This window comes from Rhodococcus sp. PvR044, from assembly GCF_040548995.1.
In the GTDB taxonomy this organism is placed as follows: Bacteria; Actinomycetota; Actinomycetes; order Mycobacteriales; family Mycobacteriaceae; genus Rhodococcus_G; species Rhodococcus_G oryzae.
In genome coordinates this window covers 200,299-222,422 of record NZ_JBEPSX010000001.1, presented here as the reverse complement: position 1 = coordinate 222,422, position 22,124 = coordinate 200,299, and the positions used below count along the sequence as shown (strand labels likewise).

The 22,124-nt window shown below is 68.5% G+C and carries 20 protein-coding genes; 3 read left to right on the top strand and 17 right to left on the bottom strand.

Annotation, left to right across the window (positions count from 1 at the left end; genetic code table 11):
- Positions 1 to 117: 117 nt before the first annotated feature.
- The 9 genes from ABIC28_RS01145 to ABIC28_RS01105 all read right to left on the bottom strand — a co-directional run bounded on the left by ABIC28_RS01145 (position 118) and on the right by ABIC28_RS01105 (position 8,510).
- Positions 118 to 636: a winged helix DNA-binding protein gene (locus ABIC28_RS01145; RefSeq protein WP_097211025.1), complete on the bottom strand. Its 519-nt coding sequence runs from the start codon at positions 634 to 636 to the stop codon at positions 118 to 120.
- Between the two features lie 99 nt (positions 637 to 735).
- Positions 736 to 1,590 carry an alpha/beta fold hydrolase gene (locus ABIC28_RS01140; RefSeq protein WP_257017277.1) on the bottom strand — a complete coding sequence of 285 codons (855 nt, stop codon included), beginning with the start codon at positions 1,588 to 1,590 and terminating at the stop codon, positions 736 to 738.
- 62 nt (positions 1,591 to 1,652) lie between these two features.
- Complete coding sequence (locus ABIC28_RS01135; RefSeq protein ID WP_097211024.1) at positions 1,653 to 3,224, bottom strand: long-chain-fatty-acid--CoA ligase; 1,572 nt, start codon at positions 3,222 to 3,224, stop codon at positions 1,653 to 1,655.
- Positions 3,225 to 3,267: 43 nt separating this feature from the next.
- On the bottom strand, positions 3,268 to 3,915 hold the full coding sequence (locus ABIC28_RS01130) for a 3-oxoacid CoA-transferase subunit B (RefSeq protein ID WP_354577168.1): 648 nt from the start codon (positions 3,913 to 3,915) through the stop codon (positions 3,268 to 3,270).
- A 76-nt stretch (positions 3,916 to 3,991) separates the two neighbouring features.
- The gene (locus ABIC28_RS01125) at positions 3,992 to 4,756 is read right to left on the bottom strand and encodes a CoA transferase subunit A (RefSeq protein WP_097211022.1); all 765 of its coding nucleotides are present in this window, start codon (positions 4,754 to 4,756) and stop codon (positions 3,992 to 3,994) included.
- On the bottom strand, positions 4,753 to 5,334 hold the full coding sequence (locus tag ABIC28_RS01120; protein ID WP_354577166.1) for an RBBP9/YdeN family alpha/beta hydrolase: 582 nt from the start codon (positions 5,332 to 5,334) through the stop codon (positions 4,753 to 4,755). The genes ABIC28_RS01125 and ABIC28_RS01120 overlap by 4 nt, the downstream gene beginning before the upstream one ends.
- Before the next feature lie 158 nt (positions 5,335 to 5,492).
- Positions 5,493 to 6,548, bottom strand: a complete 1,056-nt coding sequence (locus tag ABIC28_RS01115; RefSeq protein WP_097211020.1) for a beta-keto acid cleavage family enzyme — start codon at positions 6,546 to 6,548, stop codon at positions 5,493 to 5,495.
- A 58-nt stretch (positions 6,549 to 6,606) separates the two neighbouring features.
- Complete coding sequence (locus tag ABIC28_RS01110; RefSeq protein ID WP_097211099.1) at positions 6,607 to 7,455, bottom strand: TauD/TfdA dioxygenase family protein; 849 nt, start codon at positions 7,453 to 7,455, stop codon at positions 6,607 to 6,609.
- A gap of 80 nt (positions 7,456 to 7,535) precedes the next feature.
- Positions 7,536 to 8,510, bottom strand: a complete 975-nt coding sequence (locus ABIC28_RS01105) for a quinone oxidoreductase family protein (protein WP_354577164.1) — start codon at positions 8,508 to 8,510, stop codon at positions 7,536 to 7,538.
- A 245-nt stretch (positions 8,511 to 8,755) separates the two neighbouring features.
- Here ABIC28_RS01105 and ABIC28_RS01100 point away from each other — a divergent pair, with 245 nt between their 5' ends.
- The 3 genes from ABIC28_RS01100 to ABIC28_RS01090 all read left to right on the top strand — a co-directional run bounded on the left by ABIC28_RS01100 (position 8,756) and on the right by ABIC28_RS01090 (position 11,718).
- On the top strand, positions 8,756 to 9,760 hold the full coding sequence (locus ABIC28_RS01100; protein ID WP_097211018.1) for an AraC family transcriptional regulator: 1,005 nt from the start codon (positions 8,756 to 8,758) through the stop codon (positions 9,758 to 9,760).
- Between the two features lie 175 nt (positions 9,761 to 9,935).
- On the top strand, positions 9,936 to 10,322 hold the full coding sequence (locus ABIC28_RS01095) for a carboxymuconolactone decarboxylase family protein (protein ID WP_097211017.1): 387 nt from the start codon (positions 9,936 to 9,938) through the stop codon (positions 10,320 to 10,322).
- Between the two features lie 49 nt (positions 10,323 to 10,371).
- Complete coding sequence (locus tag ABIC28_RS01090) at positions 10,372 to 11,718, top strand: MFS transporter (RefSeq protein WP_097211016.1); 1,347 nt, start codon at positions 10,372 to 10,374, stop codon at positions 11,716 to 11,718.
- A gap of 53 nt (positions 11,719 to 11,771) precedes the next feature.
- On the opposite strand, the gene ABIC28_RS01085 is transcribed toward ABIC28_RS01090, so the two are convergent.
- From ABIC28_RS01085 to mftG, 8 genes are all read right to left on the bottom strand, one after another.
- Positions 11,772 to 13,067 (bottom strand): haloacid dehalogenase-like hydrolase, encoded by a 1,296-nt coding sequence (locus tag ABIC28_RS01085; protein WP_373560238.1) that lies wholly within the window; start codon positions 13,065 to 13,067, stop codon positions 11,772 to 11,774.
- 111 nt (positions 13,068 to 13,178) lie between these two features.
- Complete coding sequence (gene eutC / locus ABIC28_RS01080; protein WP_097211015.1) at positions 13,179 to 13,976, bottom strand: ethanolamine ammonia-lyase subunit EutC; 798 nt, start codon at positions 13,974 to 13,976, stop codon at positions 13,179 to 13,181.
- Complete coding sequence (locus tag ABIC28_RS01075) at positions 13,973 to 15,385, bottom strand: ethanolamine ammonia-lyase subunit EutB (RefSeq protein WP_354577160.1); 1,413 nt, start codon at positions 15,383 to 15,385, stop codon at positions 13,973 to 13,975. The genes eutC and ABIC28_RS01075 overlap by 4 nt, the downstream gene beginning before the upstream one ends.
- The gene (gene eat / locus ABIC28_RS01070) at positions 15,382 to 16,815 is read right to left on the bottom strand and encodes an ethanolamine permease (RefSeq protein WP_354577158.1); all 1,434 of its coding nucleotides are present in this window, start codon (positions 16,813 to 16,815) and stop codon (positions 15,382 to 15,384) included. The genes ABIC28_RS01075 and eat overlap by 4 nt, the downstream gene beginning before the upstream one ends.
- A 110-nt stretch (positions 16,816 to 16,925) precedes the next feature.
- The gene (locus ABIC28_RS01065; RefSeq protein WP_354577940.1) at positions 16,926 to 17,465 is read right to left on the bottom strand and encodes a DUF779 domain-containing protein; all 540 of its coding nucleotides are present in this window, start codon (positions 17,463 to 17,465) and stop codon (positions 16,926 to 16,928) included.
- A 166-nt stretch (positions 17,466 to 17,631) separates the two neighbouring features.
- Positions 17,632 to 19,155, bottom strand: coding sequence for an aldehyde dehydrogenase (adh, locus tag ABIC28_RS01060; RefSeq protein WP_027500587.1), 1,524 nt, complete (start codon positions 19,153 to 19,155; stop codon positions 17,632 to 17,634).
- Positions 19,156 to 19,271: 116 nt separating this feature from the next.
- On the bottom strand, positions 19,272 to 20,510 hold the full coding sequence (locus tag ABIC28_RS01055) for a sigma-54-dependent transcriptional regulator family protein (protein WP_269588669.1): 1,239 nt from the start codon (positions 20,508 to 20,510) through the stop codon (positions 19,272 to 19,274).
- 114 nt (positions 20,511 to 20,624) lie between these two features.
- A complete protein-coding gene (mftG, locus tag ABIC28_RS01050) occupies positions 20,625 to 22,121 on the bottom strand; it encodes a mycofactocin dehydrogenase MftG (RefSeq protein WP_269588627.1) in 1,497 nt (498 codons plus the stop codon).
- Between the last annotated feature and the right edge of the window lie 3 nt (positions 22,122 to 22,124).

Here is a 22,124-nt window from a genome sequence, read left to right as displayed (position 1 = left end):
TCTCGAGCCAGGAGTGATGCCCGGTCGGGCGTCACTGACTGCGAGGAAAGGTAGTGACGTGGCTCACGTGACGACTACCCCCGAAAGGGGGGTGGCGTGAGCCACGCCACTGTCGGCCTACTGCGCGGAGGCGCTGAGGATCTCGCGGCGCAGCTCGGACCACACCACCGCGTAGGTGTCCGAGAACGAATCGCCCGACTTCACCCGGTCGAGGGAATCCGCGAGCAGCTCCTGGTAGCGGGCCAGGCGGGGCACGTACGCGGAGACGTCGTCGAACACGTCCGACGCGCGGCGGTCCAGGTCGACGAGCGAATCGATGTCATCCTCGGTCAGCTCGGCGAACTCCTCGTCGAGCGGCTCGAAGCGCTCGACGACCTCCGCGAACAGGTCCTCGTCGATGGAGACGCGCTCGGCGTCGAGCTGATCCTCGAGCTCGGTCACCCCCGCGTCGGTGAGCGAGACCCCGGCGTCGCCGGAATCGGAGGCGCGGCCAGCCGCGACCAGCGCGTCGAGCGCGGCCTGCGCCGAGGACTCGGTGACCCCGAGCTGCACGGCCAGTACCGGTGCCGACACCGAACCCTTCAGTCGCACCGACTGCAACAGAGCCAGCTCATCGACATTGCCTGCAAAGGCCATTGCGTATCTCCTTTTGGTGCCCGGAACCGGGCGTCGTCACCGCCCCGAGGGTCAGGGGCCAGCTACATCCTTTTGGATGACCGTCACCGGCGTCAACACTTACGCCAGGCCGTCGAGAAAGCCGCCGACCTCCATGGTGAACACGGCATTGTCGTCCCCGGCGACCATGTGCCCCGCAGCGGAGACGTTGACGGCGGAGGCGTGCGGGATCAACCCGAGCAGCTCCTCGACCCCGTCGGTGCTGACGATGTCCGACTTGCCGCCGTGCACCAGCAGGGTGGGCACCTCGACGGCCCTCGCCGCCGCGACCATCCGGCCGTGGTGGTCGGAGGTGATGACGTCGCCAACTCCCCCCGGCCGGGCGAACGCGGGATCCCAGTGCCAGTACAGGCGACCGTTCGACCGTTCCCGGACGTTTCGGCGCAGCCCTTCGATGTTCGACGGCCTGGTGCGGTGCGGCTGGTAGGCGGCCACCGCGTCGGCGACCTCGTCGAGGCTGGCGAATCCGTCGGGATTGCCCCGCATGAAGTCGGCGATCCGCCTGACGCCCTCGGGTTCCACCTTGGGCGTGATGTCGACAAGGACCAGGCCACGCATCAGTCCGGGGTTCTCACCCTCGGCGATCAATCCGGTCATCCCGCCAAGGGAGGCCCCGAAGAGCACCGGCATCTCGCCGAGCTGGTCGATGACGCCGCGCAGGTCGTCGACCAGGCCGTCGACCCGGTAGTCGCCGTCCGGCGCCCAGTCGCTGTCGCCGTGACCGCGCGCGTCGAGGGTGTAGACGGTCCAGCCGTCGCGCGACAGGGTCGCCGCGGCCCGGTTCCAGGAGTGACGGGTCTGGCCGCCGCCGTGCAGCATCAGGACCGCACCGCGGCCGGCCAGCCCGTCGTCCGATGTCCAGCGGTCGGCGGCGATGGCCCCCGCTCCCCCGCGGAACTCGATGGTTTCATTCACGCCTCACACCGTAGGAAGCGCCCGGCACCGCCGTGTGGGCGGTGCCGGTGGACGTGCCCGGATCAGCGCGCGGGTTCGGACATCGCCGCGAGTTCGCGCTTGAGGATCTTGCCGGTGGCGGTCATGGGCAGGACGGTGGCGAACTCGATCGAGCGCGGGTACTTGTAGCTCGCCATCTGTTCCTTGCACCAGGCGATCAGTTCATCCTCGGTGATCTGCGCATTCGGCTCGAGGATGACGAACGCCTTGATCTCCTCGCCGTGGCTCTCGTGCGGCACGCCGATGACGGCGACGAGGGAGACGGCCTCGTGGGTCAGCAGGACCTCCTCGATCTCGCGCGGGTAGACGTTGAACCCGCCACGCACGATGAGGTCCTTGGCACGGTCGACGATGTAGTAGAAGCCGTCCGCGTCGCGGCGGGCGAGGTCGCCCGTCCGGAACCATCCGTTGTGCATCGCCTCGGCGGTGGCCTCGGGACGATCGAGGTAGCCCGCCATGATGTTGTGCCCCCGCAGCGCGATCTCCCCGACCACGTCGGCGCCCGACACGGTGTTCCAGTTGTCGTCGATCAACCGCGCCTCGACGCCCCAGACCGGCACGCCGATCGACCCGGGACGCGGGTCCCGCTCGGGGTCGCTGAAGAGGGCCAGCGGGGAGGACTCGGACAGCCCGTACCCCTCGAGGATCTGGACGCCGAACCGCTCGGCGAACCGGGTCAGGATCTCGACGGGCAGCGCCGCACCGCCCGAGATGGCGCGGCGAATGGTGCCTGCGATCCGGTCGACGTCCACCGTGCCGTCGAGCGCGCCGAGCAGGGCCCAGTACATGGTCGGGACCCCTGCGAATACGGTGATGGCCTCGTCGACCATCAGGCGCAGGGCCGCGGCGGCCTCGAATCGGGGCAGCAGCACCAGGGTGGCACCGACCGACAGGCCCGCGTTCATGGTGACGGTCTGCCCGAAGGAGTGGAACAACGGGAGGGTCACCAGGTAGTTGTCGTGCCGGACCGGGTTGCTGTCGAAAAGCCGGTTCGCCGTCGCAGCGTTCATCACCATGTTGGAGTGGGTGAGTTCGGCGCCCTTGGGCTTGCCGGTGGTGCCGCTGGTGTACAGGATCACCGCGGCGTCGCCCGCCTCACGGACCACCGACTTCGCCTCCGTCGACACGCCGTCGAGTGCGGCGGTCAGCGTGGTGACGCCGTCGACCGGTGCCACCGCGCCTGGTTCCGCGGTGATCAGGTACATCTGCCTGCACCCGTCCGTCGCGTCGAACCCGGCGCGGCCGAACTCGCCCATCGGCAGGTCCGCTGTGCCCTCGAAGCAGAAGTACGCCTTCGCGCCCGAATCGGCCAGGTGGTAGGCGATTTCGCGGCCCTTGAGCATCACGTTGAGCGGGACGACGACCGCACCGGCCTTGAGGATCCCGTAATAGACGATCGGGAACTGGGGCAGGTTCGGGCAGGAAAGCGCCACCCGGTCTCCCGGCTCGATGCCCCGCGACGTCAACAGATTTGCCACCTGGTTCGCACGGGCGTCGAGCTGCGCGTAGGTCAACCGCTCCCCGTCGAGGACAAGCGCCGCCCGGTCGGGGTACCGGCGGGCGGAGTCTTCGAGGAGCATGGACAGGTTCAGCACGCTGAACTCACTTTCGGTTGTCGTGGTGGAGGTGGTCGGTGGCCTATGCGAGCGGCGCGTCGGTGGCCGCGCGCACCGACTCCTCCGTCACGCCGGGTGCGCATTCGCGCAACACCAGACCCGCCTCGGTGACGTCGAGGACGGCGAGGTTGGTGATGATCCGGTGCACCACACCCTGACCGGTGAGCGGAAGGGTGCACTCGCGCACGATCTTCGATGTCCCCGACCTGTCGGTGTGTTCCATCAGCACGAGGACCCGGCGGGCGCCGTGGACGAGGTCCATCGCGCCGCCCATGCCCTTGACCATCGCGCCGGGCACCATCCAATTCGCCAGGTCGCCGGTCTCGGACACCTGCATCCCGCCGAGCACGGCGGTGTCGATGTGCCCGCCACGGATCATCCCGAACGACAGCGCGGAGTCGAAGAACGAGGCGCCGGGGTTGACCGTGACGGTCTCCTTCCCTGCGTTGATCAGATCCGCGTCCACTCCGTCCTCGTCCGGATATGCCCCGGTACCGAGGATCCCGTTCTCGCTGTGCAGGACCACCTCGAGCCCGGGCGGGAGGTGGTTCGGGATCAGGGTCGGCAGCCCGATGCCGAGGTTGACGTACTCGCCCGCCGAGAGCTCCGCCGCGGCCCTGGCCGCCATCTGCTCGCGGGTCCAGCCGACCACTGTCAAGGTCGAGGTCATGAGGGAAGGTCCTTTCGGAGCATCGCAGCGAGGAACGAGCGAGGAGCGAATGGAAGGGCCGTACCGGGTAACACGGTCATACCACTGCCGCCTTCCGCGCCGTCACCGTGCGCTTCTCGATCTGCTTGTCCTGCACGCCCGTTGCGACGATGCGGTCGACGAAGATCCCCGGCAGATGGACCTGCGCCGGATCCAGCACACCGGGCCGCACCAGGGTCTCCACCTGCGCGATGCACACCCGGCCCGCCATCGCGGCGAGCGGGTTGAAGTTGCGTGCCGCCATGTTGAACACCAGGTTGCCCTCGGTGTCCCCGATCGCCGCGTGCACCAATGCGAAATCGGTGGTGATCGATTCCTCGAGCACGTACCGCTTGCCCGCGTACTCGCGGACCTCCTTCGGCGGGGACGCCACGGCGATCGATCCGTCGCCGTCGTAGCGCCACGGCAGCCCACCCTCCGACACCGGGGTACCGACCCCGGCCGGGGTGAAGAACGCAGGAATGCCCGCACCACCGGCGCGGAGCCGCTCGGCCAGTGTCCCCTGCGGCGACAGCTCGACCTCCAGCTCACCGGCCAGGTACTGCCGGGCGAACTCCTTGTTCTCGCCGACGTACGACGCGATGACCCGACGAATTCTCTTCTGCTCCAACAGCAGACCGAGCCCGTGGCCGTCTGTTCCGCAGTTGTTCGAGGCGACCTCCAGATCGGTCGCCGACCCTTCCGCGATCGCGGCGATCAGCGCGTCGGGGATCCCGCACAGACCGAACCCGCCCACCGCCAACGAGGCACCGCTGCGGATGTCGGCGACCGCATCCGCGGCCGAGACGAACACCCGGGTCACGAGGCGACCTGCTTCGCACGAGTCAGCTCGAGGAGGAGTTCCTCGGCTTCCGGCCAATACCCGTAGCCGGCAGCGGGGTTGAGATGTCCGACCTCACCGAGATCGACCAGGCGGCTGCCCCACGTCTCGGCCATCCCCGCGATCCGTCGGTGGCTCCCGAGCGGGTCGTTGCTGCTGGCGGCGACGATGCTGGGGAACGGCAGCCGGCGCCGCGGGATGGGGTTCCAGCCATTGCGCTCGAGGTCCTCGATCACCGGGTAGCCCTCGGGCAGAGGCTGTTCCAGGTCGGCGGGGGTGGCGAGCAGAGCGCCCTGGATCGTCCGGGTCGGCTGCTGGGCCCAGTGCACGGTGATCATGACGCCCGCGCTGTGGGCGACCAGGACGACCGGCCCCGGGATCTCGGCCAGCACGGCGTCGAGCGCCGCGACACGCGCGCTCAGGCTGAGCTTGTCGTGTTCGAGCGGCGGCACCGTGCGCACTCGGTCGAGCTTGTCTGCGAGCAGGGTCTGCCAGTGGTCGGCGACGTGGTCGCGCAGACCGGGCACGATCACCACGGTCGGATCGGCGATGCTGTTCAAGTGGACTCCCGAAGCTGCTGTTTCACAATGAGATCGGGATCCGGATCGGATCCCTGTCGGGTCGGGGCGCGGCACAAGCAGGTGCCGCGTCCCGACCCGTCCGTCGATCGTCGAGCCGGCGCTGCTGCCTCGGCTCGACGATCGGTTGGGTGGCCGGATCAGGCGTGCTGGGTGAACCCGACCTGCCCGGGCTTGCGGTTCGGCGCGTAGCCGAGCTTGGCGAGGGTCTCATCGGCATCGGCGTAGGTCTCGCCGATCCGGTAGATGTCGCGGGCCTCCTTGGCGGTGGCGACCTCGCGGCCGAGCTCGTTGGCGACACGCACCAGCTGGCGGACCTGCTCGGCGGAGGTGATCTTGACCTCGCCGCTTGGCGCCCACAAGTTGTCCTCGTTGCCGCAGCGCGGGTGCAGGCCCATCGCGATGGCCATCGTGTTCACCGGCAGCACGCTGCGCATCAGCGTCTCCAGCGTCAGGCAGGCGCCGTCCGGGACCCTGTTGATGAACTGCATCATGTTGTACGGGTTCGGGCCGTCGAAGCCGCCGCCGATCGCGACCCAGGTCAGGTTCAGCGGGCCGGTGTAGAAGCCGCGGCGGATCAGGCGCTCCACGGTCTCGAGCTGGGGGATGCTCGAGAGCTGGAAGTGCGGCTGGATGCCTGCGGCCTGCAGGCGGCGCAGGTGCTCCTCGACCCACTCGGGGCCGGCGGGGACGGTCATCTCGCGGTAGGTGTGCGCCAGTTCGGCGTTCTCAAGGGAGGTGCCCTTGATGTCGCCCGGGGTCATCAGGTCCATGATGTTCATCTGGCTGGTGTTGATCGCGATGGTGACCTGGTCCGGCTTCGGGTCCAGCTCGGCGAGCATGTGGCGCACGTCGTCGGAGAGCCACTTGGCGTCCGCACCGTCGCCCTCGGGGGCGAAGGAGATAGAGCCGCCGACCTGCAGGATCATCTCCGGGACTGCCTCGCGGAGGCGGCCGAGGAGCTCGTTGAACTTCGACAGGCGCTTGGAGCCCTTGCCGTCCTCCTCGCGGACGTGGATGTGCAGCACGGTGGCGCCGGCCTCGAAGCAGTCGACGGCCTGCTGGACGTGCTCGTCCATCGTCAGGGGCAGGTCCTCGGGGAAGTCCTCCACCGCCCACTCCGGGCCGTACGGCGCAACGGTGATGACCAGCTTGTCCTGGTTTTCCGGGAACAGCGCGTCGTCGTGAAAGTGCATGTCTTTTCTCCTGTCGATTTGGCTGGAAAAGCCTGGAGTGGAAGAGAATTCGTATGGATCAGAAGGGACGGTCGCCGACGATGCCCGCGCGTTCCATCTTTCGGACCGCGGGCCAGTAGTCCTGGACCGCGTAGTGCTGCGTCGACCGGTTGTCCCAGATCGCCACGCTGTTGCGCGTCCACCGCCACCGCACCTGGTACTCGGGGATGGAGGCCTGGCTCTGCAGGTAGCGCAGCAGTTCACCGGCTCCTGGCGCGTAATCGATTCCCCAGCGCACGTTCTCGGCGGTGTGGAAATTCGTCAGGTGGGTGGTGAACGAGTTGACGAACAGGATCTTCTCGCCCGTCTCGGGGTGCGTACGCACCACCGGATGCTCGGCGTCCGGGAAGCGTTCCTTCAGTTCGAGTCGCTGCTCGATCGGCAGCCGCGCTCCGAAGGTCGCCTCGATGCTGTGTCGCGCCCGCAGGCCCTCGATCTGCTCCTTGACGTGCTCGGGCAGCCGGTCGTAGGCCAGCGCCATGTTCACCCACATGGTGTCGCCGCCCACCTCCGGTCCCTCGATGCACCGCAGCACGCAGCCCATCGGCGGGTTCTCCCGCCACGTCGCGTCGCAGTGGTAGGCGTTCTCGAACCGCTCCGGCGGGCTGTCGAGGTCCTTGTAGATCCGCACCAGGCCCGGGTGATCCGGGTCGCTGCCGAGTGCGGGGTGGTCCTCGAGCGACCCGAACCGCTCGGCGAGGGCGACGTGCTCTGCCCGGCTCATGTTCTGGTCACGGAAGAACAGCACCTTGTGCTCGAGCAGCAGCGACTTCAGTTCCGCGAAGCGCTGGTCGTCGCGCGCGACATCGGCGAGATCGACGTTGTGGATCTCCGCGCCGATGCTGCAGGTCAGCGGTCGTGCATCCATCGCCGCGGCGGCGATGTCGGTTCGACCGGTCACGCGGTCGATGGTTGTGGTCATGACGCTCTCCTGTTCGTGTTTCGGGTTCAGACCGAGAAGACCGAAGAGCCGATGCTGATACCGGCCTCCAGGTCGCGATGAGCCTTCTCGGCGTCCTCGAGCCCGTAACGCTGGTTGATCTCGATCGAGATGCGGCCGGCTGCGACATGACCGAAGAGCTCACCCGCGAGCTCCGCCCGCTCGGCCGGATCGGCGATGTAGTCGGCGAGCGCGGGCCGGGTCACGAACAGCGACCCCTTGACCGCGAGCTGCATGGCATCGATCGGCGGGATCGGGCCGGAGGCGGTTCCGAAGGCCACCAGCAGACCCCGGCGGGCCAGCGAGTCGATCGAGGTCTGGAACGTGGACGCCCCGATGCTGTCGTAGACAACAGGCACGCCCGCCCCGCCGGTGAGCTCACGCACCCGCTCGGCGACGTTCTCCCGCGTGTAGACGATGACCTCTCCGCACCCGTGAGCACGCGCGACCGCCGCCTTCTCGTCGGTCGACACGGTGCCGATCACGTTGACGCCCAGCAACTTCGCCCACTGGCAGAAGATCAGCCCGACGCCACCCGCGGCCGCGTGCAGCAGCACCGTGTCGCCTGCCTTCAGCGGGTGGATCCGGCGCAGCAGGTACGAGGTGGTGAGGCCGCGCATGGTCATCGCGGCCGCGGTCTCGAACTCGATCCCATCCGGAAGTGCGATGAGGTGTGTGGCGGGCATCACGCGCTCGGTGCTGTACGCACCGAGCGGGCTACCCGTGTACGTGACGCGGTCACCCTCCTGGAAGTCGGTGACACCGGCACCGACCGCCTCCACCACGCCCGCACCCTCCACACCCATGCCTGCGGGCAGCGGCGCGGGATACATCCCCGTACGGAAGTAGGTGTCGGCGAAGTTCAGGCCGACCGCCCCGTGGCGGATCCGCACCTCACCCGGCCCCGGGTCGCCGACCTCAACGGATTCCCACCGCAGAACCTCCGGGCCGCCGGTTTCGTAGAAGCGGATCGCCTTTGCCATTGCCTTCTCCTTGATCGTGGTTCCACCCCTGGTCGGGCATCTCGCTGCGCTGTGGCGCAGCGGTCGATGTGCCCTTCGCGGGGCCCGCAACCGGAGGCGATCGACGCATCCGGTGTGACTCAGCTGACACAACAGTAGCCACGCGATGGGGTTCACACTTATCCTGACGGGACATATTTGTTTCCCGTTCGGGACACCCCACTGCAGGGCGCCGAGCGGGACACCCGAGATGGAAGGCGACGCGAATGGCCAAGCCGCTCGCCCGGTATGCCTCACTGACCGGCTACATCGAATTGAGCCGTGCCCTGTCGCTCGACCCGGTGCAGCTGCTCAGGAGCGCTGGGCTCGACCCGGCCGGGCTGGACCTGCAAGACCGCTGGGTGCCCGCGGCCTCCGTCGCCCGTCTCCTCGAGTTGTCCGCGGCGACCTCGGGTCGCCAGGACTTCGCCCTGAAGCTGGCCGAGCGCCGTCGTCTGTCCACCCTCGGCCCACTGAGCGTCAGCATCCGGGACGAGCCGGACGCCCGAAGCGCGCTCCGGATGCTGATCCGGTACCAGCACACCTACAACGAGTCGCTGAACATCCGGCTGTCCGAGCGCGACGGCCTGGCCACGATCCGCATCAGCATCGATCCCGGCGAACCCGTACCGGTCCGGCAGTCCGTCGAACTGGCGGTCACGGTGACCCACCAGCTGCTGAGGCACCTACTGGGCGAGCGGTGGCATCCGGTGTCCGTCAGCTTCGAACACGACCGACCGGCCGACGACACGACGCACCGCCAGGTCTTCGACGCGCCGCTGCACTTCAACAGCGAGTTCACCGGAATCATCACCTACACAGGCGATCTGGACGAGCCGAACAGGCTGTCCGACCCACTGCTGCGCTCCTACGCGAAACAGTTCCTCGACACGCTCACCACGCCCGAGGAACCCACGCTCACCAATCGCGTACGCGAACTCGTCGAACTCCTGCTGCCGAGCGGACGCTGCTCGATCGAGCAGGTCGCGCGCAGCCTCGGCGTCGACCGTCGCACGGTGCATCGGCACCTCGCGAAGTCAGGACAGACCTTCACCTCGGTCGTCGACTCGACCCGGGCCGAACTCGCGAAACGCATGGTCGCCGGCCGCCGCTACTCGTTCACCGAGATCTCCGAGCTGCTCGCCTTCTCGACACCGAGCAGCTTCTCCCGGTGGTTCCATCAGCAGTTCGGCATGAGCCCCCGCGATTGGCGCAAACAAACCGAGGGTTAGGTCGGTTTCCAACGGCAGGTGCCCCCACCCCGGGAGCATGTCCCGAAATGCAAAGAATTCCGTCCCGCACGGGCAATTATTCGACTCACGAGCGACGTAACGTGATCCAGGCCACTATCGGGCCGGGCCAATAGCCCACATCACACCCGATTCGTTCTCCGTGAAACGAGCAGCCATGACCGCTGAGCCGATACCCACTCCGACGCTCGACCGAATGAAGCAGGCTGGAAGCTGGAATCCACTGTGGGACACCTTGTCCCAGTGGGATCCGGAGTGGACCGAGCAGTTCATGGCGATGAACGCCACGCCCGTGCGGCGTGGGGTGTTCACACCCGAGTTCGTCGAACTGCTGAGCATCGCCATCGATGCCGCCGCCACCCACATGTACGCGCCTGGAGTTCGTCGGCACATCCGAGCCGCACTCGAGCTCGGCGTGTCCAGGGAGGAGATCCTCACCGTCCTCGAGATGGTGAGCGTCCTCGGGATCCACGCCTGCAATCTCGGCGTGCCGATCCTCGCGGAGGAACTCGACGCGTACGAGTCCCGCCGCGCGACCAACTGAGCGCCGGCCCCACACCTTCCCCCTGCCAGCCGCACCCCCAGGAGCATCCATGGGACTGACATCCACCACGCCCGAACTCGAGATCGCAGCAACCGATCCGCCGAGTTCGGTGACAGCCACCGCACGCCGCAGCCGGCGCTCGTACTATCCCTGGCTCGTCTTCGCCCTCACCTTCGCGTTGCTGTTGTCCGACTACATGTCTCGCCAGGTACTCAGTGCCGTCTTTCCTTTCCTGAAGACCGACTGGGACCTGTCGGACTCGCAGCTCGCGTCGCTCACCAGCATCGTCGCGCTGATGGTCGGCCTGCTGACACTGCCGCTCTCCCTCCTGGCGGACCGATGGGGCCGGGTCAAGAGCCTGGTGCTGATGGCCACGCTGTGGAGCATCGCGACGCTGTTGTGTGCGGTCGCATCCAACTACGAGCAGATGCTGGCCGCCCGCTTCCTCGTCGGTGTCGGCGAAGCCGCCTACGGGAGCGTCGGGATCGCCGTCGTGCTCGGAGTCTTCGCGCCGCGAGTCCATTCCACTCTGAGCGGCGCCTTCATGGCCGGAGGCTCCTTCGGCTCGGTTGTCGGCGTGTCACTCGGCGGCGTCATTGCCGTGCATCTGAGCTGGCGTTGGTCCTTCGCCGCGATGGCGGTGCTCGGCCTCCTGCTCGTCGCCCTGTTCCGTGCCCTCGTCACCGAGCGCCGGTTGGCGGAGCACGCCGCCGACCAGAATGTCGCGACGGTAGGAACGACGGGAACCACCATCCGGGTCCCGGTGTCGAGCCTGTTCACCAATTCCGCGGTGTGGTGCGCGTATCTGGGCGGCGGCCTGCAGATGTTCACCGCCGCGGTGCTGCTCGCCTGGACCCCGAGCTTCTTCAACCGGTACTACGGCATGGCTCCCGACAAGGCGGGCGCGATCGCATCGGTGTTCGTGTTGCTCATCGGTACCGGCATGATCGTGTGCGGCATCATCACCGACCGGGTCAGCAGGACCAACCCGGCCATGAAGTGGTCCAGCGCCGTCGCCTTCTGCCTGATCTCGTTCCTCGCGCTCGGAGTGGGACTTCGCCTGGACACCGGGGCCCCGCAGCTGGTCCTGCTGGGAATCGGAGCCTTCTTCGCCGCGGGATCCTCGGGCCCGTCCGCCGCCATGGTGGCCAGCCTGACCCACCCGTCGGTGCGGTCGTCCGCACTCGGCACCCTCACCGTGGCCAACAATGTCCTCGGCCTGGCATTGGGTCCCTTCGTCATCGGCATCCTCGCCGATCGCCTGGGCCTGCTCGAGGCCCTGCAGCTGTCGCCCCTGGTGTACGTCCTCGCCATCGTCGCCCTTGTCGCAGGTAAGCGCCTCTACCCCGCCGGGCTCCAGAAGCTCGCGGCACAGAGCGCAGCCGCGGCGGCCTGAACGCAGCGAGTGGGGTCGGTCACCGAACCGACCCCACTCGCTGCGTTCGCACGTCAATAGACGGTGTCGGCCTGGTCCTCGATCACCGATCCATCGGCCCGGTGGACCGCTCCCTTGCCGCCGTCCGCAGCGGTGTAGGCCTTGGTCGAGCAGGGGTAGGGCTCCTCCGCACGGTCCTTCGGATCGAGGAACATCGGATTGACCAACCACCGGTCGTCGCTGTTGTCGTAGGCATTGCACATGAGCTCGGCATTGTTACGGTTGATCACCAGGCGCGCCCCGGTCGCGTCCCCGAGGAACGTCACGTCGGTCACCGAGTCGCCTGCCGCGAAGACCTGGCGCCGATCCGCGGGCAGCTGATCGAACGCCGCTGGGCCGTTGACCCCGAACACGACCTCGTTGACCTGGCACCGTTTGCCGTCGATGTACGGGATGACCGAGTCCTCGCCGTCGGCCACGCCGCCACAGCCCTGGAGGTGCCTCGTGAGGACACCGTTCTCGACCACCGGACGGACCCCCATCGCCCGTTCGGGCGTCAGGCCCAGTTCCTCCGACCACACCCGCACCACGGGCTCCGCCGACGCCGAGATGATGCGGACATCGAAGCCGTTGGTGCGCAACACCTTCACCAGGTCGGCGATCTGGGGGTAGTACCTGACGTACCCGTCGACCTCGGTGGTCCCCACGGTCTGTTCGGCGCCCTCGGGGGCGGCGAGGTTCTCCGTTCTCGCCGCCCTGGCGTACTCGGTCACCTCGTCGACCGAATGACCACCCATCAACTGAACCGCCCAGGCGTACGCGGGCTTCGTCCGCCGATGGTCGTACCCGGCGAAGGCCGGCTTCCCGGAGGTGGTCTCGTCGTCGAGCACGGCGACGATCTCGTCGGCGCAGTCGAGATCGGAAGCTGTCGGCAGTGGGAGACCGGGCGGCACCTCGTTGCCGCACGCCGCCCCGAGTGCCGCGATCGCATCCGGGGCCAGGAATCGGCTCGTCGACGCCCAATCCGCGCCCTCGGGCTGAAGGATCTTGTCGTTCCTGATCATCCAGTAGGCGGTCGCGCTGCCGATGTCGTTCTTGACCACGGTGTTGTCCCAGTCGAACAGCGCGAGCGGGGCGCCCTTGGCGGCGTCTCCGTCGACGCCACAGGTGCCCTTCTCCGCGATCATGCGGTCCAGCAGCTGCCGGTTCTCGCCGAACCATTCGAGCCCCGCGTCGAGGGCGGCGCAGCTGCTGGTGTCGGGCGCGGCAGCGGCGGCTCCGTCACCGCCGGACGAACAGGATGCGGTCAGCGCGATCACACCGGCCAGGGCACCCACCCAGGCTGCGCGGGTATGGAAAGACTTCACCAGGAATCCTCTTTCTCGAAGGATGCGGGCGCGCGGAAGCACACCGGCACACGAACCACGCCGGTACACACAGCGGCGACGAAGGGAGAACCTCTCGGCCGGAGCCCGAGCAGGTCAGTCGAGGGTCAGGACCTCTCCGGAGGACAACGCGTCGGACCGCGAGGTGTCCTTGAGGTCCACACCGGAGCGTCCGAGCTTGCGGGCACCGGACACCAAGCCCGCCACCACCTTTGCGGCCTGGGCGTAGCCGAGTCCCTCCGGCGGGTGGATGTTGGAGACGCAGTTCCGATCGGCATCGGTGCGGCCGGCTCGGGGCAGGTGCGTCAGGTAGATGCCGAGGCTGTCCGCCACCGACAATCCCGGCCGCTCCCCGATCAACACGATCAGGGTGCGCACCCCCATCGCCTCGGCGATGTGGTCGCCGAGCGCCACCCGCGCCTCCGTCGCGATCACCGGCGGCGCGAGCGAGTACCTGTCCGAGAGTTCCTCGGCCAGCGCCCCCAGCAGCCCGGCCCCGTGATCCATCAGGGCACGGGGTGAAAGCCCGTCCCCGAGAACGAATCCCAGATCGGCACCGCTGTGCGGCACGCCCGCCAGATCGGCAGGCAGTCGTCCGAGATCGGGCCTACGCAGGTACTCGGCGCGGCTGCCTGCCCGGCTCGTCACCCGCACGGGGCTGCCGAGACCGAGCGCCTCGACCTGCCGGGCCAGCTCGTCGGCGTCCAACGGTAGGTGCACCGCATCGCGGGCCGCGGCGTGCGCGGCACGGAACTCGAGCACCCGGTCGGTTGGCAGCGAGTCCCCGGCCCTGCCCAGCCCGATCCGTGACTGGGTGCTGAGCCGCAGCTCGTCCCAGAAGTCCGGTGGATCCGTATCGGTCCGTGCGGTGCCCGCACGCTTCTCGAGGTTCACAGCGCCCCCGTCAGTGCGCGCAGCGGTGAGGCCGCCGCATCCACCGGGAGCACCCGGCCCGCCGCGTCGGTCATGCCGAGCCTGTGCAGCCAGGCCTCGAACTCCGGGGCTGGACGCAGCCCCAGCACCTGCCGGACATACAGCGCGTCGTGAAAGCTCAGGCTCTGATAGCCGAGCATCACGTCGTCCGCCCCGGGGACCGCGATGACGAACGCCGTCCCCGCCGCACCCAGCAGGGTGAGCAGGGTGTCCATGTCGTCCTGGTCGGCCTCGGCGTGGTTGGTGTAGCAGACGTCGACGCCCATCGGCAGCCCCAGCAGCTTCCCGCAGAAATGGTCCTCCAGCCCGGCCCTGATGATCTGCTTGCCGTCATACAGGTATTCCGGACCGATGAAACCGACCACCGTGTTGACCAGGAGCGGTTCGAGGTCGCGGGCCACCGCGTACGCGCGCGTCTCCAGCGTCTGCTGGTCCACGGGACGGCCGCCGGTGCCGAGGTGGGCACCGGCACTCAGGGCCGAGCCCTGGCCGGTCTCGAGGTACATGACGTTGTTGCCGACGGTGCCCCTCCCGAGCGAGCGGCCCGCGGCGTTGGCCTCCCGCAGCAGGGGCACGGTGACACCGAAACTCGCGTTCGCGCCCTCGGTGCCCGCGATGGACTGGAACACCAGGTCCACCGGCACGCCCGCCTCGATCAGGTCCATCGTCGTGGTCACGTGGGAGAGCACGCAGGACTGGGTGGGGATCTCGAACCGCTGCCGGATCTCGTCGAGCAGGTGGAGCAGGTCCGAGGTGGCGTGCGGAGAGTCGGTTGCCGGGTTGATCCCGATCACCGCGTCCCCGCAGCCGAGCAGCAGCCCGTCCAGGGTGGCGGCCGCGATGCCGCGCGGGTCGTCGGTCGGATGGTTGGGCTGTAGCCGGGTGCTCAGCCTGCCGGGCAGCCCGACCGTGGTCCGGAACCCGGCGGTGACCACGGCCGCCCGCGCGACCGCGATGAGGTCCTGGTTCCGCATGATCTTGCTGACCGCCGCCACCATCTCCGGCGTCAGGCCCGGCGCCACCGCCCGCAGCGTGGCGGCCGCGCCGTCACCCGCGGCCACCTCGAGCAGCCAGTCCCGCAGACCCCCGACCGTCAGGTGCGAGATCGCCTGGTACGCAGCGCGATCGTGCGAGTCGATGATCAGCCTGGTGACCTCGTCGGTCTCGTACGGCACCAGCAACTCGTGCAGGAACCGGTCGAGTGGGACATCGGCGAGGGCCCACTGCGCGGCCGCCCGCTCGGCATCCGAGGCGGCCGCGCATCCGGCCAGCTCGTCGCCGCTGCGCAGCGGGGTCGCCTTCGCCATCAGCTCGACGAGCCCGTAGAAGGTGTGGGTGGTGCCGCCGATCTGCTGGCTGTAGAGCGTCATTCGAGTTCTTCTTCCGCCTTCGCGAGAATCGCGAACTCCTCATCGGGCGAGTTGGCCACCAGGTGGTGCCGGCTGTAGAAGCCGAAGTAGGCCATAAAGGCGCCGAACGCGACCACGGTCCACATCGCCGCCGTCGGATCGACCAGGAAGGTGGCGATCACCGCCGCGATGGCGATCACCAGCGCGAAGGATGTCGTGACGATGCCGCCCGGGGTTCGGTACGGACGCGCCATGCCCGGCTCGCGCTTACGGAGCACGATGTGGCTGACCATCATCAGCACGTAGCTGACCGCCGCACCCAGCACCGCCATGTTGAGCAGCATCGCGCCCTCGCCGGTGAGCGAGAGGATGAAGCCGATGACGCCGGGGACGATCAACGCGAGGGTCGGGGCCTTGCGGGAGTTGGTCACCGAGAGCCTGGTCGGCAGGTACCCTGCGCGCGAGAGCGCGAAGGTCTGGCGGGAGTAGGCGTACATGATCGAGAAGAAGCTGGCGACCAGGCCCGCCAGGCCGATGTAGTTGACGGCCTTGGCCGCTCCGCCGTCGCCGAGCGCTTGCACCAGCGGGTTGCCCGAGGTCGACAGGGCCTCGGCTCCGAGCGCGCCGGTGGCGAGGAAGAGCACGGCCGCCCCGGTGACGATCAGGAGCAGCATGCTGATGATGATGCCCTTCGGCACGTTCTTCTCCGGCTCGCGGGCCTCCTCCGCGGCGAGCGGAACACCCTCCACCGCAAGGAAGAACCAGATGGCGAACGGCACCGCCGCCCAGATTCCGAACCAGCCGAAGGGCAGGAAGCTGGAACTGCCCGCCGCGCCTGGGTCGGCCGCGATATCGGTCAGGTTGCTCGCGTCGAACAGGCCCCAGGCGGACACCGCGAACACCACCAGCCCGACCAGTGCGATCGCGGTGATCACGAACATCGCCTTCAGCGCCTCGCCCGCACCGGTGAGGTGGATGCCGATGAAGATGGCATAGACCGCGAGATAGACCCACCAGCCGTCGGTGATCCCGAACAGGTTCAGCGACTCGACGTAGCCACCGATGAAGGTGGCGATCGCGGCGGGCGCGATCGCATACTCGATGAGAATCGCTGTGCCGGTTGCGAATCCGCCCCATGGCCCGAGCGCTCGCCTGGCAAAGGTGTAGCCACCGCCCGCGGCGGGCAACGCGGAGGACATCTCGGCCATGCCGAGCACCATCGCCAGGTACATGCCGGCGATGACGACGCCCGCGATGAGCAGACCACCGAAGCCGCCCTGGGCCAGCCCGTTGTTCCACCCGGCGTAGTCACCGGAGATCACGTAGCTCACGCCGAGCCCGGCCAGCAGCAACCAGCCGGCGGAGCCCGACTTGAGTGTCCGCTTCGCGAGGTACTCGCTGTCCTCGTTGTGGAAGTCCTCGTGCGAGGCCTTCTTGGTGGTGATCGCCATGGCGACCTCCTTCTCCTAGTGAATGATCACACGACACCGGCGGCGCCACCAGGGGCGGCGCGGCTGCGCATAGTGTTGAAGATCTACGTCATGGATTGATGTCCACGGAGTTACGACTGATCGGCCCTCGGGCCGCCAGGGACGGGACAGGCGTCGACGGCCTCGGCGACCACCTGGGGTTCGGCGGGCGGTTCGGGCCGCCTGCCCTCTTCCCAGCTCTGCCCGGTGACCGGTTCGACCTCGGCGAGCGCGCCGTTCTCCTCGGGGGTGAACGCGCGAGCCCGGCTAAGGAAGCGCACTCCCTCCGGCGTCTCGAGGCTGAACCCCGAGCCGCGCCCCGGGACCACGTCCAGCACCAGCTGGGTGTGCTGCCAGGCCGCGAACTGTGTGCCCGAGATCCACACGGGCACCGCGTCGTCACCGTCGGGAACCGAGCTCGGCACCTCGCCGACACCGAGCCGAAGGTCGAGCAGCCCGACCAGGACGTCACGGTCGCCGACGATGAATTCGCCTGCGGGATAACACATCGGGGCCGAGCCGTCGCAGCATCCGCCGGACTGGTGCATCATCAGGGGTCCGTGGACCACGCCGAGGCGACGGAGCAGATCCATCGCCGCCGCGGTCGCGACGATACGGCCGGGCACCGTCATCGGGTCGGCCATGGGGACCTCCGTCTCGGCGAGAAGTGGAGACACGGCGCCCGCCTCGGGGGGATGAGCGGGCGCCGCGTCATGGTCACGGCGCCCGCCGCAGGGGGGCATTGGCGGGCGCCGTGAGATCGGGGGCTCGGGCCGTGAGAGGCCCCGAGCCTGCGGGTCAGAAGAAGCCCTGTGCCTTCGGGGCGTAGCTGACGAGCAGGTTCTTGGTCTGCTGGTAGTGGTCGAGCATCATGTGGTGGTTCTCGCGGCCGATCCCCGACTGCTTGTAGCCGCCGAACGCCGCGTGCGCGGGGTACTGGTGGTACGTGTTCGTCCACACCCGCCCTGCCTGGATGTCGCGGCCGGCGCGGTAGGCCACCCCACCGTCGCGGGACCAGACCCCGGCACCGAGGCCGTACAGGGTGTCGTTGGCGATCTCGATGGCCTCGTCGTAGTCCTTGAAGGACGTCACCGACACCACCGGCCCGAAGATCTCCTCCTGGAAGATCCGCATCTTGTTGTTGCCGGTGAACACCGTCGGCTGCACGTAGAAGCCGCCGGACAGGTCGCCACCGAGCTCGGCGCGCTCGCCACCGGTCACCAGCTGGGCGCCCTCGGCCTTGCCGATCTCGATGTAGGACAGGATCTTTTCCAGCTGGTCGTTGCTGGCCTGCGCGCCGATCATGGTCTCGGTGTCGAGCGGATCACCCTGGCGCACCGCCTTGGTACGGACGGCCGCCATCGCGAGGAACTCGTCGAAGATCTCGCCCTGGATGAGCGCGCGGGACGGGCAGGTGCACACCTCGCCCTGGTTGAGCGCGAACATGGTGAAGCCCTCGAGCGCCTTGTCCTGGTAGTCGTCGTTGGCGGCGAGCACGTCGGAGAAGAAGATGTTCGGGCTCTTGCCGCCGAGCTCCAGGGTGACCGGGATCAGGTTCTGCGACGCGTATTGCATGATCAGCCGGCCGGTGGTGGTCTCGCCGGTGAAGGCGATCTTCTTGATCCGCGGGCTCGAGGCGAGCGGCTTGCCCGCCTCGGTGCCGAAGCCGTTGACGATGTTGAGCACGCCTGCGGGCAGCAGGTCGCCGATGATGCCGATCAGGTGCAGGATCGACGCCGGGGTCTGCTCCGCGGGCTTGAGCACGATCGCGTTTCCTGCGGCCAGCGCAGGCGCCAACTTCCACACGGCCATCAGGATCGGGAAGTTCCAGGGGATGATCTGACCGACCACACCGAGCGGCTCGTGGAAGTGGTACGCGACGGTGTCGCTGTTGATCTCCGAGAGCGAGCCCTCCTGCGCCCGGATGGCACCCGCGAAGTACCGGAAGTGGTCGATGGCGAGCGGGATGTCGGCGTTCAGGGTCTCGCGGATCGGCTTGCCGTTGTCCCAGGACTCGGCGAGCGCGATCGACTCGAGATTCTGCTCCATCCGGTCCGCGATCTTGTTCAGGATGACCGCGCGCTCGGCCACCGAGGTCTTGCCCCATGCCGGGGCGGCGGCGTGCGCGGCGTCGAGGGCGAGCTCGATGTCCTCGGCGGTGCCACGGGCGATCTCGCAGAACGGCTGACCGGTGACCGGGGTCGGGTTCTCGAAGTACTGCCCCTTGACGGGCGGCACCCATTGTCCACCGATCCAGTTGTCGTAGCGGGACTGGAAGGACATGACGGAATCGGGTGAACCCGGACGGGCGTACACGGTCATCGAAGGCTCCTCGTGGTGTGCTGTCTCTCCCCTGCCGGCGACGCGAGTGTCGCCATGGGGTGTGATTCAGAACACTAGGATTGCGAGGGTTGCAACAACGTTGCGTCCGATGGAACTCAGACTCCCAGCCGCCGGTCGAGCGTCTCGATCCTCGACTTGACCTGGTCATACATCGGCGATCGGCGGTCCATCGAGGACAGATAGGCGGCCCACGCGCCGGTGTCCTCGCGGCCATCGACCGTGCTCGTCCACTTGGCGAGCAGGCCCTGGTCGCCCGCCCGCAGCAGCGCCGCACGCATGCGGCCGCGCAGGTCCGCCCTGATCTCCTCGACCCCGGGCGCGACCGAGCCGGGCAGGACCGGACCGCGATAGACCCGCAGAGCGGCCGCGGCGTCACCTCGATCGAGCGCGTGACGGACCTCCTGCACGTCCGAGCCGAGTTCGGTCAACAACCGATACGGACGGGAGCCGAGGCCCGCGGCGCCGAACACCTTCCGCAGGCGCGACATCTCCGCCCGGATGGTCACCGAGTCCAGCTCCGACTCGTCGAGCAGCACCGCGAGGTGGTCGGAACTGAGACCCTCTGGGTGTTCGGCCAGCAGCAGCAGGATCTCGGCGTGCCGCTGCGAGAGGCTCGTCCGGTCGCCGTCCCGCACGAGGGTCGGCCGTTCGGATCCGAGCACCTGGAGACGCGGTGAGGCATTGCCGAGGAGCCGGGGCGAGTTCAGCAGGTGCAGGCGGAGCTCGGACTCCGCCGCGGCGACGGTGGCCCGGATCAACGAGAGCACCTCGGGCACCGCCACCCGCGGTCCGCCGGTGATGTCGATGGCGCCGAGGATCTGCCCGCTCATCGGGTCGTGCACGGGAGCCGCTGAGCAGCTCCAATCGTGGACCGTGCGGCTGAAGTGCTCGGCCTCGAAGATCTGTACGCAGTGGTCGAGCGCGAGCGCGGTGCCGGGGGCATTGGTGCCGACGCGGTCCTCGCTCCAGTCGGCCCCCTCGACGAAGTTCATCGCGAGCGCCCGGTCCTTGGCCTGCGAGTCGCCCTCCACCCAGAGCAGGCGCCCCTCGGCGTCGCTGATCGCGACGAGCAGGCCGGTGTCGGCGGCGTCGTCGACCAACAGCTTGCGGACCACGGGACGGATCAGCGCCATCGGATGCGCGGCGCGGTACCGCTCCAGTTCGATGCCGTCGAGGTCGACGCCGTCGCCGACGGCATCTGGGTTCACGCCCTTGTTCCGGCTGCGCAACCACGAATCGAGCACCACCGACCGGACCGGGTCGTGCCCGGCGGCCGCGGGATCGACGGACCGCGCCGGGTCACCGTCGACGAACGACCTGTGGGCAGACGACATCAGCCGCGCCAGCTGCGCGACATCATCGCCCGGCCGTACGGCAATCCAGGGGTTGCCGTGCGTTGCTCTGGTCAATCGAGTTCCTCCGTGACGTCCCCACAACTGTAACGCCGGTCACACTCTGCCACTTCCCTGGGCATCATGGGTGGGACTCGTGCCGCCCTCGATCAGCGCGGACACCCGTTCCGCGATCATCACCGCGGTCGCGTGCGGGCCGCGTGAGGTCACCACGGGCATCACCGAGGTGTCGGCTACCAGGACCCCGTCCACGCCGATCACCCGGCAGCGGTCGTCCACGACGGCGTCTCGGTCGGCCTCCGACCCCATCCGGCAGGTTCCGGACAGGTGCAGGGACGTGCCGAGGTTCTCCAATGGCTCGATCGGCGATCCCGCCCCCTGGCAGGCGGCCACCCGTCCGAACGCCGCCGAGGTCAGCAACCCCCGCGCCAGATCGAGGCCGGACCGCATCGCTGCCCGGTCGGCCGCGGAGACCAGGTACCGGTACCGGATGACCGGCGGGTCCGCAGGGTCGGACGACCGCAGGGTGAGCTCGCCCCTGCTGTCCGGGCGCATCAGCGCCACCCCGAGCCGTGGTTCCGCGTCGAGCACGCCCGGAATGATCTGCGCGAAGGGCGCGGTGTACGGACGGATCTCGATGCCGTCCGCCTCCAACACCGCCTCCAGGACGGCGGTGCGCTCCTCCCTCGGAACGAGCAGGCGAGGCCGGTACGCGAGTGTCACCTCGGGATGGTCCCCGAAGTCACGACCGACACCGGGCCGATCCGCGATCACCGGCAGCCCGTGTCCCGAAAGATGTTGCGCCGGACCTATTCCGGAGTGCATCAACAGATGGGCGGTACCGATCGCACCCGCGCACAGCACCACCTGACGGGCCCGCAGCAGGCGCCGCTCACCCGCGATCTCGGCCTCGACTCCCACCGCCCGCACGCCGTCGAACACCACGCGGCGGGCGACGACGCCGGTCCGCACCCGCAGGTTCGGTCTGGCGAGGTTCGGTTCGAGGTATGCGGACGCCGTGCTGATCCGGTGCCCCGCGACCGCGTTGAGCGGCACCGGACCGGCACCGTCCGCGTTCGGCTCGTTGAGATCCGCGGCATACCCGAACCCCTCCGCCTCGCAGGCGTCGAGGAAGGCGGAGCTGACGGGATGCATGTCCTCGCGACCGATCCTGGTCACCGGCATCGGACCGTCGTCACCGTGCCAGCGAGGGTCCCCCACCCGGTCCGTCTCGAGCTTCCGGAAGTACGGCAGCACTTGGGAATACGACCACGTCTGCGGCCAGCTCCGAAAGTCGGATTCGGTACCGCGGATGAAGTAGCCGCCGTTGACCGCCCCTGACCCGCCGAGCACCCGGCCACGGGAGATGGTCGTGCTGCGCCCCGGCCGCAATTCGACCGGGTAGCTCGCGGCGACATCGCTGCGCGGTCCGACCGGCAGCAGCCCGAGCGGCCCTGGATCGCTCGACCCGGGTCCAGCCTCGATCAACAGCACCGCACGATCGGGGTTCGCACTCATGCGCGCCGCCACGACGCACCCGCTGGACCCGCCGCCCACCACGATCACATCGGCCACCGGATCGGGGGCCGGCACCGG

Excerpts from the sequence above, each read along its gene's own strand:
- ABIC28_RS01115 (WP_097211020.1), bottom strand. The coding sequence starts at position 6,548 with ATGCACTTTCACGACGACGCGCTGTTCCCGGAAAACCAGGACAAGCTG.
- ABIC28_RS01105 (WP_354577164.1), bottom strand. The coding sequence starts at position 8,510 with ATGGCAAAGGCGATCCGCTTCTACGAAACCGGCGGCCCGGAGGTTCTG.
- ABIC28_RS01100 (WP_097211018.1), top strand. The coding sequence starts at position 8,756 with ATGGCCAAGCCGCTCGCCCGGTATGCCTCACTGACCGGCTACATCGAA.
- ABIC28_RS01095 (WP_097211017.1), top strand. The coding sequence starts at position 9,936 with ATGACCGCTGAGCCGATACCCACTCCGACGCTCGACCGAATGAAGCAG.
- ABIC28_RS01110 (WP_097211099.1), bottom strand. The coding sequence starts at position 7,455 with ATGGATGCACGACCGCTGACCTGCAGCATCGGCGCGGAGATCCACAAC.
- ABIC28_RS01130 (WP_354577168.1), bottom strand. The coding sequence starts at position 3,915 with ATGACCTCGACCTTGACAGTGGTCGGCTGGACCCGCGAGCAGATGGCG.
- ABIC28_RS01075 (WP_354577160.1), bottom strand. The coding sequence starts at position 15,385 with ATGACGCTCTACAGCCAGCAGATCGGCGGCACCACCCACACCTTCTAC.
- ABIC28_RS01055 (WP_269588669.1), bottom strand. The coding sequence starts at position 20,510 with ATGTCGTCTGCCCACAGGTCGTTCGTCGACGGTGACCCGGCGCGGTCC.
- adh (WP_027500587.1), bottom strand. The coding sequence starts at position 19,155 with ATGACCGTGTACGCCCGTCCGGGTTCACCCGATTCCGTCATGTCCTTC.
- eat (WP_354577158.1), bottom strand. The coding sequence starts at position 16,815 with ATGGCGATCACCACCAAGAAGGCCTCGCACGAGGACTTCCACAACGAG.
- ABIC28_RS01145 (WP_097211025.1), bottom strand. The coding sequence starts at position 636 with ATGGCCTTTGCAGGCAATGTCGATGAGCTGGCTCTGTTGCAGTCGGTG.
- ABIC28_RS01065 (WP_354577940.1), bottom strand. The coding sequence starts at position 17,465 with ATGACGGTGCCCGGCCGTATCGTCGCGACCGCGGCGGCGATGGATCTG.
- ABIC28_RS01090 (WP_097211016.1), top strand. The coding sequence starts at position 10,372 with ATGGGACTGACATCCACCACGCCCGAACTCGAGATCGCAGCAACCGAT.